The organism is Chryseobacterium indologenes (assembly GCF_001295265.1).
GTDB lineage: Bacteria > Bacteroidota > Bacteroidia > Flavobacteriales > Weeksellaceae > Chryseobacterium > Chryseobacterium indologenes_A.
In genome coordinates this window covers 1-15559 of sequence record NZ_LJOD01000005.1, presented here as the reverse complement: position 1 = coordinate 15559, position 15559 = coordinate 1, and the positions used below count along the sequence as shown (strand labels likewise).

Sequence of the window (15559 nt, the reverse complement as noted above, 5' to 3'; positions counted from 1 at the left end):
TAATACAGTATTATTTCTCCCAATTTTTGAATTAAAATATGGATTTCGAAGACTTTATCATTTCGCCAAGAAATTTCAAAACAGAAAGCTGGCAGATTGGCAGCAGAATCACAAAAAATATAAAAGAAGACAGTATTGTCCTTCTCTTTGTGTCAGATTACAGAGGTGCAGATGGTGATGCGGAAGTCCAGGATTTTACAGCCGTCAGAAAAGAATTCTACAGACTTTCACAGCTGGATTTTGAAATTCCTGTGGTGGATCTTGGAGATCTGGTGTCAGGGAAATCCGTTCAGGATACCCACTACATCCTGCAGGAAGTCTTGTCTGCCTGCCATTATAAAAGAGCACTTCCGGTAATCATCGGAGGGTCTAATGATTTTGCTTTTTCACTTTTCTCGGCACTGAATTTTCATCAGAAAAATATCAATTATACCCAGATCAGTAATATTATCTCTCTTCAGCAAGGAGAAAAAATTAATGAACATACCTTCTTGGGAAAGATTCTGGGGTCTAAAAACTTTTCAATTAAAAACTATCATCATTTAGGATATCAGAAGCATCTCAATGAAGCAGATTCTGTAAAGCTGATTAAAGAAGTACAGTTTGACATCATCCGCCTGGCAGAAATGATGAATTCCACCGAAAAAACAGAACCTTTCTTCAGAAAAGCAGATCTGGTAACGGTCAACTGCGATGCTATTGAAAGCTTTGGGGAACCTTTTTCTGTAAATCCACAGGTAAATGGATTAAACCGAAGAGAAATTTGTGCTTATATGAAAGAAATAGGGCTGAGCAGCAACCTGAAATCTGTAGGGATTTTTAATTATAATATTTATACAGAAAACCAGTTGAACCACCAGCTGCTGGCACAGATGATCTGGTACCTTATTGAAGGCATTAATATCCAGAGATCCCATCCGAAGGAAAGGCATTATGAACTGTTTTATGTTTTAATTGGTGAAGACCAGTATGCATTTAAGCGGGATACCTTTAGTAATTTATGGTATTTCGGAGATGATGAGAATATAGAAAACTGTATTCCCTGCTCAAAAAAAGATTTTGAAGAAGCTAAAAGAGGATTCCTTAATCCCAGGCTGACCTTTTAACACCATACACACAAATGAAAAAAAAGATATTAATAACCACCGTACTGCTCATCGGAATATTCTGTACAGCCTATTTCTGGAATAAATACTCCTATGCAGATCAGGAAAAATACTTTACTTCCCCTGCGAAGCCTGAGGCCGGACTTCAGATCGGGATTATCGGTGACAGCTGGGTAGTCCGTCAGAATCTGGATTCCCTTATGGAAGTTAAACTTCAGGAACAGGGAATTCATGCAGAGGTCTATTCATCAGGAAATCCGGGAGCCAAGACCAAACGTATTTATGAGAACCTGTTCAAAGATAAAAATGAAGAGTTCTCTTCCAAAGAAATTATTGAAAAGAAGCCGGACTACTGTATCATCATCGCCGGAGTAAATGATGCAGCTACCCATGTAGGACCTGGTTTTTATACCCATCATATGGTAATGATCATTAATACATTACTGCATTACGGGATCCGGCCCGTGGTTATTCCTCTCCCTGAATTTGGTCTAGAAGAGGATTCTGAAAGAAAAAATATCCTGAGCAGCCTCAGCAATAAAGGCGGAGAATTAGTCCTGAACAATGGAAAAAGATTTGAAATCAGAGACTATAGAAAGGCACTTCTGAAAGCATTGAAGCATGAGGGACTGGATAAGAAGATCATCCTTCTGAATTTTGATGAAGTAAGCCCCGATTTCAATAAAGACAGAAATCTCTATGCAGATCCGCTCCATCTGAACGGAAAGGGATATCAGAAGTTCAGTGATTTTTTAGCTCAAAGCATTATCAATCTACACAACAGAAGATGAAAGTTTCCATAATTGTTCCCATATATAACGTTGAAAATTATCTGGCCAAATGCCTTGATTCTTTAGTCAGCCAGACTCTTCAGGATATTGAAGTTTTGGCTGTTAATGATGGCAGTACCGATAGATCAGAACAGATTATTCAGGAGTATGCCCAAAAATTTCCCGGAAAAATAAAAGCTTTTACCAAAGAGAATGGTGGTCTGAGTGATGCCCGGAATTTCGGAATAGAAAAGGCTTCAGGAGAATATCTAGGTTTTGTAGACAGTGACGACTATGTGAGGGAGACCATGTTTGAAGAAATGCTGCAGCTGGCAGAGAAACATGATGCTAAAATGGTAATCTGTAACATTCAGAAGGTAGATCAGAACGGTAATGTTACCCAAAAGCTGACCCAACTTCCGGATATGCCCGAAAAGATTATGCTGGAAGACTATTTCTCTGTATTTTCAGATCTCAGCTATTTTGCCTGTAATAAACTCTTTAAAAAAGAACTTTTTGAACATAAAAGATTTAAAAAAGGTGTTCATTTTGAAGATATTCAGCTGATTCCGCAGCTGCTGCTGGAATGCAGAACACTGGCACAGACCCAGCACTTCCATTACCAATATCTGGAACGTACGGATTCCATAACAAAAACCCATACTGAAAAAGGACTTGACATTCTGAAAGCAGTAAAAGATGTGGAACTGGTTTTTGAAAAATCCGGCTATTCCTATAAAAGAAAAGAATTGAAAAATTTTCAGATCTTTGAAGGGGTTTACTCTTTCCTTGCTTATCTGGCTTACGTGAAAACTGAAACAGTTTTTTATAAAATGGCTGATGATCTGACCGTTTTTATGAAAGAAAGGGAAATAAAAATTCAAGATATATTGAAGTATAGTCGTTTTGGTAAGAATTATCTTTTATCTTTGCCATTGAAAAAAAAGATTTTTTATCTGTTGTTTTTTGCAGGACAGAAAAAATTGATAAGAAAATTGATATAAAAACACAAATGCAGGTACAATTGTTTCGGACAGTAAAACTTTAACGAACGGATTTTGTAATCTCTTGTCATTGTTTTCATTAGAGACGATAGGTGCTTTGATAAGGAAAAAAATGAAGAATTTTGAATTGTTCTTAAGCGAATCGGGAATTTCTATTTTTTACGTGAAAATAGGATTAGGTTTCCTGTTCTCTTTTTTAATTACCTTTTTTTCAATCCCTACCATTATTAAAATTTCCAGAAGGAAGAACCTGATGGATGAGCCGGGGGTAAGAAGCTCCCATCTCAGAAAAATTCCAAATCTAGGCGGAATTGCTATTTTTTACTCTATCGGAATTTGTGCTTCAATCTTTGCCTACGAACTTTTTGACCTCTACAAATTTCTTTTTGCATCACTCATCATTCTCCTGTATATTGGAGTAATGGATGATATTGTGGTGATGAGGGCCTATAAAAAGCTCGTTGCCCAGATTGTTGTATCGTCACTTGTTGTGATTGGTTCAGATATCAGGATCAGAAGTCTGTTTGGGATATTCGGAATCTATGAACTGGAATATGCCGTAAGCGTAATCTTCAGCATTATTACCTTTATTGTGCTCATCAATGCGTTTAATCTTATCGATGGTATAGACGGGCTTGCCGGAGGATATTCCGTGATATGCAGCGGCTTGTTTGGGATCAGCTACTACAGGCTTGGGGAATATAATTATCCGCTGGTGGTTTTATCAGTTGTAATCATCGGAACTGTTCTGGCGTTTCTTTATTATAACCTCTCCAATTACAGAGCCAATAAAATATTCATGGGAGACACAGGGTCTATGCTTCTCGGGTTCCTGCTGGCATTTACCTCCATCTGTTTTATTGATATCTTCATAGATAAAGAGCTCCCGAATATACCAAGATACCACCTGCAGTCGGCACCCGTTGTTGCAGTAGCGATTCTTATTCTGCCGATTGTAGATACACTTAACGTAATTATTGTGAGGCTTTGCAATAAGAAATCTCCTTTTGATGCAGATAAAAATCACATTCACCATAAGTTGCTGAAGCTGGACCTTACCCACAGAAGAGCTACATTTTATATTATTGTTTATTACCTTCTGATTGTGGCTGTAGCTTATTATTTAAGACATATCAACATCAACCTGCTGCTGCTGATCATCATTATGCTTGGTTTTTTAGGAGCTTATCTGCCGGATCTGATCTATCGTTTACGAAATAACAAGAAAATATCAATATAATTTTTACTTTTGCATACAATATTCAAATATGATGAAGAACTTTAAGTATTTATTTTTAATATTACCCTTTTTTATGACATCCTGCATCACTAAAAAGGATGTAAGATACATGCAGCCCAGTGAAAGCCTCGTGATTAATGAAGAAGGTCTTATTCCCTACAATATTCCTGTGTACAGGGTTACCAAAAATGATATTCTTAACCTTAATATTGTAACTACTCCCAAAGGAGATGCGGCGCAGTTTTATTCCTCCTTCAATACTTCCGGAGGAGTAGCATCAGGATCAGGAGTCAATACTATGGCCACAAGATTCGGAGGAGCTACATCAACCGATAGCGGAGGAAATATGAACTTCTATTTTAATGGGCTGAAAGTGGATTCTAAAGGCGATATTAACGTATTTGGAATCGGATATATTAAAGCAGAAGGAAGAACACTCGAAGACATTACCAAAGAACTTCAGGATAAAGTAAACGAAAATTTTCAGGAAGGAAAAGCTGAAGTAAGGCTGAATACAGACGGAATTACCTACTATATCTTAGGGGATGTGGAAACAACAGGTCTTTCAGGAGAAAAAGTAGCCCATAAAAATACATTAACCATCACAGAAGCCCTGGCTATTAACGGAGGTCTCAACAGAACCATAGACCGTAAAAATATTGTGATCCACAGAAAACTTCCGGAAGGAATTAAAAAGGCGCAGATTGACCTTACCCGTGAAGATATTATGAACTCTCCTTTCTATTACGTACAAAATGGAGATGAAATTTATCTCAATACCAGAGGAAAGAGTCTTAACGGATTCGGAAAAGATCCTGTACAGACTTTAACGACCGGCGTATCGGTAATTACTACCGCATTATCAATTTATCTTCTTCTTAAAAACCTTTAATCATGATTCCAGGTAAAGACGAAAAAATAGGGAAGAACGATTCCCAGAAGGAGAAGTACGGATCGTTTGCATTATTTGATATTGAACATTTTCTAAGACGGATACTCAAGAACTGGTATTGGTTTGTTTTCATGCTGCTCTTAGGGTATATCATCTCGTGGGTATACAGTAAATATTATGCTCAGAATGTTTTCGCTTCAGATCTCTCCCTGAGCATATCCAATAATACCTCCAGCTATTTTACACCCAATCAGTCCATCAACTTTATTTGGGGACAGAGTGGAAATCAGGACGGGATTTATCTTAAAAAGATGCTTCTGTCAAGATCCCATAATGAGTTCCTGGTAAAAGAACTGGATCTGTTTGTTAATTACTCAACCAAAGGATTGATCAAGTCCACCTATATTGATAAAACGGATTCACCGGTATTTCTGCAGATTGATAAGAAACATCTTCAGCAGGTTAATTATCCCGTTACCCTGATCCCTAAAGGAGGAGATTCCTATGAAGTGGTTCTTCCTGAAGAAGGACAATCCACAAGCCTGTACAGCTACGAGTCTGAAGGTTTTCATTCTATTAATGCATATGCCAGACCAGCCAATAAAATTATTAAGGTGAATGAATGGTATAATGCCCCGAACCTTAGATTCAGACTGCTTAAAAATCCGGTAACTCCTAAAATTAAGGTAGATAACATTATTGTAAATCTGGCTTCCGTTAATCAGAGTGTTAATGAAATTGTATCCACAATAGGGGTAGATTTTGACAGGGAGATCAATACCATCATGTTCATTACCAAAAAAGGATATAATCTCAACAGTACCGTAAACTTTCTGAATAAATCCGTTGCTGAGCTTCAGAAAAAAAGACTTGCTGATAAAAATATCGTTAATAAAAATACTGAACTTTATTTGCAGGGAAATCTGGATAATATTCGCAAAAAACTAGATTCAAGTGCTGCAGTTCTTAACTTTCTGAAAACATCCGAAAAGCTTTACAATATTAAAGACAGAGATGAGAAGTCTCTGGAAAAAATTAAAGAGCTTGAAGCGAAGAAAGCAGACCTTCTTAGCAAAGTCAGTTCCCTGAATGACATTAGAAATACGCTTCAATCCCAGGATTTTGAAAAAATGATCAGTACCAATGCGGCCGGTTTTGAAGACGGATTTTTCTCTGCTTCCGTGTCTGAGCTGAAAGCGCTCTACACCAAACGAAGAGAAATGGCAACCATCTATAAGCCTAATTCTGAGCCAATGAAAGAGATTAACAGGCTTATTAATGAAGCAAGGGCAGGATCTTCCGGCAGTCTGAGAAATTACTATACCCGATATTATGATGAAATTAGCAAAATAGACAGGCAGGTTGCAGACGCGAACGCTGATCTCATCTCCTATCCGGAAAAAGAAAGAAAATACCTGGATGCCGAAAGAGGATATAACATGATTGAAGCTACTTACAACAGCCTTTTGGGAAGACAGAATGAAGCCCAGATGAAAGTGGCTACCAACCAGTCAGATATTACAGTAATTGACCCGGCCAAGAATCTTGGACAGGCTCCGATTGGTCCGAATGTGAAAGGAATAAAAATGGGAATCATGCTGGGCTTATTAATGCTTCCGCTGATATTTATCCTGATTGGTGAAGTTCTGGATAACAAGATCCGTAATATTAAAGAACTGTTGAGTGCAACCAAGATTCCTCTTCTGGGAGTAATCGGAAACAATAGTAATGAAAATATGCTTACTGTTCTTGAGCAGCCTAAATCATCCGTATCAGAAGCATTCAGAGGGATCAGAGCCAGTATGAGGTTCCTGATGGAAGGAGATGAAAGCGGAAAAGGCAAAATCATTCTCGTGACTTCATCTATCGGAGGCGAAGGGAAAACATATGTTTCCATCAATCTGGCTTCAGTAATAGGATTAAGTGATAAAAAAACAATTCTTTTAGGAATGGACCTAAGAAAACCTAAGATTTTCGGGGATTTTAATATAGATAACAAATATGGTATTTCAAACTATCTTACTGGGGAAGTTGAAATAGATCAGATTATCAACAAGACCAAGATCCCCAATCTGGATGTTGCCACATCAGGGCCTATTCCGCCTAATCCATCAGAACTTTTGATGAGCGAAAGCAATATAAGATTTATAGAAGAACTGAAAAAAAGATACGATTTTATCATCATCGATTCTCCACCGGTAGGTCTTGTTGCAGATTCATATGAGCTCATGAAATATTCAGATGCCAATATTTATGTTGTACGTCATGAATATACCGAAAAATATATGCTGAAGATGATTACCGAAAAATACCATGCTAATGAAATCAATCACCTTGGGCTTATCTATAATGATTACAACACCAAGCAGGGGTATGGTTATGGATATGGCTACGGTTATGGGTATGGCTACGGATATTTTGATGAAGATAAAAACTATAAAGAACCTCTGTTGATAAAAATAAGGAATAAGGTACAGGCAATATTTAATAAAAAATAAAGTTACAAACCCTCATCCATTGGGGGTTTCTTTATATTTTAAGTAATTGAATTCTGTGAAAAAAAGAATATTTTCGTTACTTTGCCGTTTACTTTATAACAAATTATGTTTTTTTGTTTATTTTTAACTAAACATTAAGAATATCATTAATATAAAAATGTTTTATATTTGCAAAAATTAAATTTTAAAATAACCATAAATCCATATTCTTTTATGAATAAAAAATTATTGTTTAGCTTCCTTGCCTTCCTTGGAATGGTAAGTGTTAAAGCACAAAGAAATGAATTGGGGGTTCGCCTTGGGATGAGTAATCTTGTAGGGGACGTAGGGAGGACCAATTATATTTTACAAAAGCCATTGGATTTAGACAGAGCGTCAGAATGGGGCTTCCCGTTTTATGGAGGCATATTATACAGATTTAATTTTAACCCGCATCAGACCGTTCGATTGGATTTAGGTTATAACCAGATTCAGTTCAATGATAAAGCGGCAAAAGAAGAATACAGAGTGAAAAGAAACTCATACGGAAAAAATAACGTATATGAGGCAAGCTTAATGTTTGAATATAACTTTTTTCCGGTAAATAACGAGCAGGTAAGCATGGTAAGCCCATATATCTTCGGAGGTATAGGTGCTTTGATGTTTGATGCCCCTAAAGCAAATCTGGTGAATGATTTCAGAAGAGATGCTGATGGTGTGGCGCAGGCTCCTATCAACGAATTAGACTTCAAAACTACTGAAGAATATTCATTGGGGAAAAAAGTAACAATGCATATTCCTTTTGGAGTAGGATTGAAATATAAGTTTAACCATAACTGGGCAATCTTTGCAGAAGCTACGTTCAGGTATACCCTGACTGATCAGCTGGATCACAGCAAAATATTATCGGAGGATGTAAAATCTTCTTATAATGCAGATATTTTAGATCCTGCTACAGGCGGTTCATTGCTGCAATCCGGAAATTATTATGCAGTTTCCAAAGAAAGAGAGCAAGAGTTTATCGGAAGAAGAAATATTGGTGATGGAAGATCCAAAGACTGGATGAATACTTTCAGCTTAGGACTGACATACTCTTTCGGAAGACCTCCATGTTATTGTGATTAATGAATATGTCGTTGATTAAAGATAAAATAAATTCTGAGAATTTACCAAAACACGTAGCCATCATTATGGATGGTAATGGAAGATGGGCAAAATCCCGTGGCGAAGAAAGATCTTTCGGTCACAAGAATGCCATTAATGCTGTAAGAAGTGCCATTAATGCATGTAATGAGATCAATATACCCTATTTAACACTTTATACATTTTCATCTGAAAATTGGAGCCGTCCCGCAGAAGAAGTCAATACCCTGATGAATCTGCTGGTAGAAACTCTATTGCTGGAAGCCGAAGAAATTTTCAGCAAAGGATTGAGAATGCATGTAATCGGGAATCTTGAAAAACTGCCTCCCATTGTGAAAGAACAGCTTGAACGTGTAGTAGAGCTTACCAAAGAAAACACAAAAGGAAATTTAGTATTGGCAATAAGCTATGGCTCTCAAAATGAAATTTTGGAGGCCGTGAAAAATATAAGTTCTGATGTGAAAGAAGGAAAAGTAGACGTAGAGAATATTAATGAAAAGCTATTTGAAAGCTATCTCTACACCAAAAACTTTCCTCCTGTAGACCTGATGATAAGAACCAGTGGAGAAATAAGAATAAGTAATTTTCTCCTTTGGCAGATTGCCTATGCAGAGCTACAGTTTTTAAATGTCCTATGGCCGGACTTTACCAAAGATATTTTCTTCCAGTGTATTGTAGACTATCAAAACAAAGAAAGAAGATACGGTCTCACCGGCGATCAGATAAAAGCCCAATAAATTTAAAGAAAAGAAAGACTCGATAAAATGAAGATTAGACTATTACCCATCATAATGTTTGCTGCTTCGGCACATTTTTATGGACAAGTAACTCCTCAGGACAGTACAAAAGTAAACAGTGCTGTACATGCAGAAAATGAAGCAGGAACTTACACACTTAAGGACATTGTTGTAGATGGGGTCAAAAAATATACACCCGCTCAGATCTTACGATTTACAGGTCTAAGCAAAGGAGAAGTTGTGGACATCCCGGGACAGAAAATCAGCAATGCTGTTAAAAAACTATGGGATACCCAGTCTTTCTCAGAAGTAGAGGTATATGTTCAGAGCATTGAAGGACAAACTGTTGTTCTGAGATTCTACCTGGAGGATCTTAAAGACCTTGGAGAAGTAAAATTCAAAGGAAAAGGAATTGGTAAATCCAAAAATGAAAAGTTTATAAAAGATAATAACCTGAAGCCGGGTACTAAGATCACACAGAACCTTATATCAAGTCTTAAAACCAAAATACCTAAAGACTATGTGAAAAAAGGGTTTGCAGATGCGAAAATTACCATTCAGGATAAAGTAAATGCAAACGATCCGTCTATGGTAGACTGGACCATCAATGTAGATAAAGGAAAAAGAATTAAAATTGACCATATCGAATTTGAAGGTAACCAGAGTGTTTCTGATGCTAAACTTAGAAAAAAAGCTTTCAAAGAAACCAAACAGAAGAGATTTGGAATCGGTGGTATCCTGAAATCTTCAAAATTTATTGAAGATAAATATCAGGAAGACAAGCAGAGCCTTATCAGCTACTATAACTCTCTGGGATATAGAGACGCCGTAATCGTTTCAGACTCTGTATGGAGAAACAAAAGAAATAATTACGAAATCAATGTAAAACTGAAAGAGGGTAAAAAATATTATATCGGGGATATTACATTCACCGGAAATACCGTATACCCTACAGAACAATTACAGAGATTACTGGGATATAAAAAAGGAGATATCTACGATGCAGTAGGTTTCAACAAAAAAGTAGGAGAAGACGGAGGAAAAGAAGATGATTCAGATATCAAGTCTGTTTATATGAATAACGGATACCTTTTCTCCAACGTTACCCCGGTAGAGAAATCCGTAACAGGGGATGCCGTAAATCTTGAAATCAGAATTAATGAAGGAGAACAGGCTACCTGGAATAAAGTAACATGGCAGGGAAATACAACAACCCATGACCACGTTGTACTTAGAGCTTTAAGAACAAAGCCGGGAGAGCTTTTCAAAAAAACAGAGATCAAGAGAACCTACTTTGACCTTGCGGGGATGTCTTTCTTTGATCCTCAGCAGGTAGGACAGGATATCCAGCCAAACCAGCAGGATAATACCGTGGATATCAACTGGAAACTGGTTGAAAAAGGATCTTCCCAGGTTCAGTTACAGGCAGGTTACGGTGGTAACAGCTTTATCGGAACATTAGGGCTTACGTTCAGTAACTTCTCACTGAAGAACTTCCTTAAGTTTAAAGATTTCAAACCGGTACCTCAGGGAGACGGTCAGACATTGTCCATTCAGGCACAGGCAGGACAATACTTCCAGAACTATGGAATTTCATTTACAGAACCATGGTTATTCGGAGCAAAACAAACAGCACTTTCTGTAAGTGTGAACAATTCCAGAGTGAAATATAATGACACGTATGGAAATGCTCAGAAACTGAACATTTTCTCTGCATCTGCAGGTCTGAACAGATTATTAAACTGGCCGGATGATTATTTCTCTTTATACACAGGAATTCAGTTTCAGAAATATAACTTCAAAAACTATCCGTTCCAGTTTGGAGATACAACAGAGTATAATGGAGATGCCAATAACTTCAGTGTTAACCTGGGATTAAGCAGAAACTCAGCCGGAATTGACCCGATTTTCCCAACAATGGGCTCTAATATCGAGCTTTCCGCAAAACTAACCCCTCCATATTCATTGTTCAGTAATAAAGACTACTCTACAATGAGTCCTATCAACAAATATAAATGGATGGAATTCTACAAAATCAAGTTCAAGGCAGACGTATACAACGAAATTGCCGGAAAACTGGTGCTGAGATCATCCGCCGAAATGGGATTCATGGATGGATATAACAAGCAGCTTGGAGCTCCGCCTTTTGAAAGATTCTATGTAGGAGGAACCGGACTTTTCGGAGGTAGATACGACGGACGTGAGCTGATTCCTCTAAGAGGATATGAAAATGCATCTACCTACGGTGGAGAATTAGAAGATATTACTCAGAAAGGAGGAGGAACCATCTATAACAGATTTACATTAGAATTAAGATATCCAATCTCAATGAGCCAGACTGCAAAAATCTATGCACTTACTTTTGCAGAAGGAGGTAACGTATGGAACTCATGGAGCACTTACAATCCTTTCCAGCTGAAAAGATCAGTAGGAGTAGGGGTAAGAGTTTATATGGGAGCATTTGGTTTGATCGGGTTCGACTTCGCATATGGATTTGATAAAACAATTTCCGGAACAGAACCATCCGGATGGAAGACCCACTTCTTGATGAACCAATCATTATAATTCATAAGATATGAAAAACTTTAAAATAACTTTCACATTTGTATTATTACTGCTTGCAGGCATTTTCAGTGCCCAGAAAGTAGGCGTGGTGGATACCAATGAAATTTTAAATAAAATGCCTCAGTATAAAGAAGCAGAAGCAAGACTTAATGCCCAGATTGATACCTGGCAGTCTGAACTTCAGAATCTGCAGTCTGAATACGAAAGAAAAAAGGCAGCATTTGAAAGTGAAAAAGTTTTACTGATCGGCGACCAGCTGAAGCTTAGAGAAAAAGAAGTAATGGATCTTGATAAAAGCATCAAAACAACAACAAGTTTAAGATTCGGTACCAATGGAGAGATCACAAAACTTAGAACCAATCTGGTTTTACCTTTCCAGGATCAGATCTGGGGAGCCATCAAAACGATGGCAGAGAAAAACGGATTGGGCACGGTTCTTGATAAAACAAGTAACAATGTGCTTTTCCTTCAAAAAAGGTATGATTATACCGAGAAAGTTCTTGATATTCTGTTGAAAGGAACAGATAAAAAAGAAAAAAGTAACAGCAAAAGTAAAAAATAAGAGATCAATTAACTTTTGCTAACATTTGAAATCTAACAAACAAATTAAATTATTTATTAACCAATTATGAAAAAATTAAGTGTATTATTTGCAGCGGTGATGATGGTTGTATCAGTAGGTATGGCAAAAGCTCAGAAAATAGCTACTTTAGATGTATCTGCAGTTCTTAATGCAATGCCTGAAAAGAAAAAAGCTGATGCTGAACTAAAAACATTCTTAGATACAAAACAAGCCGAAATTAAGAAAAGAGTAGACGCTGGTGAAGCTAAACTAAAGCAGTATACTGAAGAAGCGCCTAAGAAAACGGCTGATGAAAACAAAGCCAGAGAAGCAGAATTAACAAAAATCCGTGAAGAAATCGGACAGATGCAGGAAAAAGCTCAAAAGGATCTTGGGGCAAAACAGGATGCCATCTTCGGACCAATTGAGAAGAAATTGAACGATGCTGTAGAAAAAGTTGCTAAAGCAAACGGATATGACTACGTAATGGATTCAAACTCTCAGGCATTTATTTACAAAGGAGGTATTGATGCTACCGCCGCTGTAAAGAAAGAACTTGGAGTAAACTAAGAAATTAACAAAGTTTTATAAATTCAACCGCCCCTTTTAGAGGCGGTTTTTTTTGTATTTTTGCACCATGGAAAAAGAAGTTTCAACCACGGTGAAAGTCCGTTTCAGCGATTGTGATCCCATAGGACATCTGAATAATGTAAAATATCTTGACTATATGTTCAATGCAAGAGAAGATCATGTAGAAACATTTTACGGATTTACTTATGAAGAATATACTAAAAAAACAGGTTGCACGTGGATTGCCATTCAGAATGAGATCGCTTACTTGAAAGAAGTACGGTATAATACTCAGGTAGTCATCAGCAGTAAGACAATTGAAGTACAGGACAGAACTGCCAAAGTGGAAATACTGATGAAAAGCCTGGACGAAAAAACCGTTCATGCTGTTTTATGGGTTACTGTAATCTACTTTAATGTTAAAACAAGAAGATCCGAAGTTCATCCCGAAGATATCAAGGAAACCTTTCATAAGTTCTATGTAGATCTGGAACAGAAAGAATTTCAGCCAAGAGTTAAATTCTTAAGATCACAGAACGCAAAAAATTCATAAACAGATCAGGAACATCCCTAATCTACAACCATACATAATAAGTTACAGATGAAAAAAATCGCAGTAATAGGCAGCAACGGACAATTGGGAAACTGTATTAGAAAAATAGCGCCTGATTTTGAAAATGCCTACGAATTTATATTTACCGATTCAAAAACCCTGGACGTCACAAACGAAGATCAGATTAATGACTTCTTTTATGATAACAAACCTGATTACTGCATCAATGCTTCCGCTTATACCGCTGTTGATCTTGCGGAAAAAGAAAACGGAAAAGCATTTGCCGTAAATGCAGACGGGGTAGCTCATCTGGCTCAGGCATGCGCAGAAAATAAAAGTATACTGATTCATATTTCTACAGACTATGTTTTTGATGGAGATACCAATCTTCCCTATTCAGAAGATGATTTTACCAATCCGACAGGAGTATACGGAGAATCAAAAAGAAAAGGAGAAGAACTGGCATTGGAAATTAATTCTCAAACCATTATTTTGAGAACCTCATGGCTGTATTCAGAGTTTAATAAAAACTTCGTTAAAACAATGCTGAATCTGTTCTCCCAAAAAGACGAACTGGGAATTGTGGCTGATCAGTTTGGCCAGCCTACCAATGCGAACGATCTGGCTGAAGCAATTATGGACATTATTGAGGCTCCGGTTAAAACTTTTGGCATTTTTCATTTCTCTAATTATCCCGAGACAACATGGTTCGATTTCGCAAGAAAGATTGCTGAATTCTCAAAATCCTCGGTAAAGCTGAACGCTCTGACTACAGACCAGTATCCCACTCCGGCAAAAAGACCGGCAAGAAGTACCATGGCGTTGGATAAAATTGAAGAGATTTATAAAATAGAACCCAAACATTGGGAGAACAGCCTGGAAGAATGTATCAAAATCCTGGTACCATAATAAAATAGATATGAAAAAATTAGCGTTTGCCTTTTCTGTATTGTGTGCCCATTGGTTGTATGCACAGAATGTGTATCTGACAAAAGTGGAGAAAATCAATGAGAATTCAGATAAATTCTTATACAGAAAATTGGAGGCAGTAACAGATGCTCAATATCTCGGTGTAATTGATGTACAGGGGTTCTCAAAAGACGATGCTGCCATTTTTTCGGTGGTTTATAAAAAAGCAAAAGAAATCGGGGCCAATTCAATTGCATTAAAGCCTTTTGAAAATGTAGACGGATCTCCACAACCGTTCAATCCTTCCAATTATAGGCTGGCATTATATTATACACCTAAAGAGAAGCTGATCACCCAGAAAGGAATGCTGTACATATTTGCATCCTCTGAAAAAGATCAGAAAATAAACATCAACAAAAAGGACTATACTCTGGCACCAAGGTCTTTCTTAATGCTGGAAATTATTCCGGGCGAAGTTTATACAATGTCAACAAAAAAACTATTGGGCTCAACAATTAAAATCCAGCCTAAAACAGCTGATGAAAACTTATATTTTCAGATTTCATCACTAAAAGTGAAATCAGACACCTCTGGAATAGGTGGTTTAAACCTTAAATCAGGAGATATTATAGGTCTGGAAAAATCATATGCTGAATTTTTAAGCCTGATTTATCAACAGCAAAAACAATAAAACACAATCTGTAATAAGATTCTGATGAAAAAATTAAACAAAAGTTTAAAATTTTTCTTCCTGTTTTACAGTGTTTTATGTAATTTTTGCAATTTTTCTGTAAACTTTATGTTAAATAAATTTGTTTTTGGTGTTAATAAGTTGCTATCTTTGCCCCACTGAAAACGAGAGTATCAGTAAGCGCAGAAGCTATAAAACAAACCGGAGTATCATTATGAGATAGTCAAAAGATTAGGATTAATTTTTTGTGATATTAAAAAAATGTTTACCTTTGCAGTCCGGTTTTTCCGGGAGCGCAGGAGTTAAGGATTGAATTTTAGGAAGGGGTTAAGGTTAATAA

14 protein-coding genes are annotated in these 15559 nt (G+C 37.0%); all 14 read left to right on the top strand.

Annotated elements, in window-relative coordinates; genetic code table 11:
• Window positions 1-38: 38 nt before the first annotated feature.
• On the top strand, window positions 39-1106 hold the full coding sequence (locus AOB46_RS09060) for a formimidoylglutamase (RefSeq protein WP_062698522.1): 1068 nt from the start codon (window positions 39-41) through the stop codon (window positions 1104-1106).
• A gap of 14 nt (window positions 1107-1120) precedes the next feature.
• Window positions 1121-1897 (top strand): SGNH/GDSL hydrolase family protein, encoded by a 777-nt coding sequence (locus AOB46_RS09055; RefSeq protein ID WP_062698519.1) that lies wholly within the window; start codon window positions 1121-1123, stop codon window positions 1895-1897.
• The gene (locus AOB46_RS09050; RefSeq protein ID WP_062698517.1) at window positions 1894-2880 is read left to right on the top strand and encodes a glycosyltransferase family 2 protein; all 987 of its coding nucleotides are present in this window, start codon (window positions 1894-1896) and stop codon (window positions 2878-2880) included. The genes AOB46_RS09055 and AOB46_RS09050 overlap by 4 nt, the downstream gene beginning before the upstream one ends.
• Before the next feature lie 112 nt (window positions 2881-2992).
• Entirely contained in the window at window positions 2993-4120 is a 1128-nt protein-coding gene (locus AOB46_RS09045; protein ID WP_062698515.1) for a glycosyltransferase family 4 protein, read from the top strand.
• Window positions 4121-4148: 28 nt separating this feature from the next.
• The gene (locus AOB46_RS09040; protein WP_082377058.1) at window positions 4149-5012 is read left to right on the top strand and encodes a polysaccharide biosynthesis/export family protein; all 864 of its coding nucleotides are present in this window, start codon (window positions 4149-4151) and stop codon (window positions 5010-5012) included.
• 2 nt (window positions 5013-5014) lie between these two features.
• On the top strand, window positions 5015-7510 hold the full coding sequence (locus AOB46_RS09035; protein WP_062698513.1) for an exopolysaccharide transport family protein: 2496 nt from the start codon (window positions 5015-5017) through the stop codon (window positions 7508-7510).
• Between the two features lie 213 nt (window positions 7511-7723).
• A complete protein-coding gene (locus AOB46_RS09030; RefSeq protein ID WP_062698510.1) occupies window positions 7724-8614 on the top strand; it encodes a DUF6089 family protein in 891 nt (296 codons plus the stop codon).
• Window positions 8615-8619: 5 nt separating this feature from the next.
• A complete protein-coding gene (locus AOB46_RS09025; protein ID WP_062698944.1) occupies window positions 8620-9369 on the top strand; it encodes an isoprenyl transferase in 750 nt (249 codons plus the stop codon).
• A gap of 27 nt (window positions 9370-9396) precedes the next feature.
• Window positions 9397-11934 carry an outer membrane protein assembly factor BamA gene (gene bamA, locus AOB46_RS09020; RefSeq protein ID WP_062698508.1) on the top strand — a complete coding sequence of 846 codons (2538 nt, stop codon included), beginning with the start codon at window positions 9397-9399 and terminating at the stop codon, window positions 11932-11934.
• Window positions 11935-11944: 10 nt separating this feature from the next.
• On the top strand, window positions 11945-12496 hold the full coding sequence (locus AOB46_RS09015; protein WP_062698506.1) for an OmpH family outer membrane protein: 552 nt from the start codon (window positions 11945-11947) through the stop codon (window positions 12494-12496).
• Between the two features lie 66 nt (window positions 12497-12562).
• Window positions 12563-13066, top strand: coding sequence for an OmpH family outer membrane protein (locus AOB46_RS09010; protein ID WP_062698505.1), 504 nt, complete (start codon window positions 12563-12565; stop codon window positions 13064-13066).
• Window positions 13067-13133: 67 nt separating this feature from the next.
• Window positions 13134-13619 (top strand): acyl-CoA thioesterase, encoded by a 486-nt coding sequence (locus tag AOB46_RS09005; RefSeq protein WP_062698503.1) that lies wholly within the window; start codon window positions 13134-13136, stop codon window positions 13617-13619.
• Window positions 13620-13667: 48 nt separating this feature from the next.
• Window positions 13668-14528 carry a dTDP-4-dehydrorhamnose reductase gene (rfbD, locus tag AOB46_RS09000; protein WP_062698501.1) on the top strand — a complete coding sequence of 287 codons (861 nt, stop codon included), beginning with the start codon at window positions 13668-13670 and terminating at the stop codon, window positions 14526-14528.
• A gap of 10 nt (window positions 14529-14538) precedes the next feature.
• A complete protein-coding gene (locus tag AOB46_RS08995) occupies window positions 14539-15219 on the top strand; it encodes a hypothetical protein (protein ID WP_062698499.1) in 681 nt (226 codons plus the stop codon).
• Window positions 15220-15559: the final 340 nt, after the last annotated feature.

Coding starts and splice junctions, on each gene's coding strand:
- AOB46_RS09005 (WP_062698503.1), top strand. CDS start 13,134: ATGGAAAAAGAAGTTTCAACCACGGTGAAAGTCCGTTTCAGCGATTGT.
- AOB46_RS09060 (WP_062698522.1), top strand. CDS start 39: ATGGATTTCGAAGACTTTATCATTTCGCCAAGAAATTTCAAAACAGAA.
- AOB46_RS09045 (WP_062698515.1), top strand. CDS start 2,993: ATGAAGAATTTTGAATTGTTCTTAAGCGAATCGGGAATTTCTATTTTT.
- AOB46_RS09040 (WP_082377058.1), top strand. CDS start 4,149: ATGATGAAGAACTTTAAGTATTTATTTTTAATATTACCCTTTTTTATG.
- AOB46_RS09035 (WP_062698513.1), top strand. CDS start 5,015: ATGATTCCAGGTAAAGACGAAAAAATAGGGAAGAACGATTCCCAGAAG.
- AOB46_RS09025 (WP_062698944.1), top strand. CDS start 8,620: ATGTCGTTGATTAAAGATAAAATAAATTCTGAGAATTTACCAAAACAC.
- rfbD (WP_062698501.1), top strand. CDS start 13,668: ATGAAAAAAATCGCAGTAATAGGCAGCAACGGACAATTGGGAAACTGT.
- AOB46_RS09055 (WP_062698519.1), top strand. CDS start 1,121: ATGAAAAAAAAGATATTAATAACCACCGTACTGCTCATCGGAATATTC.
- AOB46_RS09030 (WP_062698510.1), top strand. CDS start 7,724: ATGAATAAAAAATTATTGTTTAGCTTCCTTGCCTTCCTTGGAATGGTA.
- AOB46_RS09010 (WP_062698505.1), top strand. CDS start 12,563: ATGAAAAAATTAAGTGTATTATTTGCAGCGGTGATGATGGTTGTATCA.
- AOB46_RS09050 (WP_062698517.1), top strand. CDS start 1,894: ATGAAAGTTTCCATAATTGTTCCCATATATAACGTTGAAAATTATCTG.
- AOB46_RS08995 (WP_062698499.1), top strand. CDS start 14,539: ATGAAAAAATTAGCGTTTGCCTTTTCTGTATTGTGTGCCCATTGGTTG.
- AOB46_RS09015 (WP_062698506.1), top strand. CDS start 11,945: ATGAAAAACTTTAAAATAACTTTCACATTTGTATTATTACTGCTTGCA.
- bamA (WP_062698508.1), top strand. CDS start 9,397: ATGAAGATTAGACTATTACCCATCATAATGTTTGCTGCTTCGGCACAT.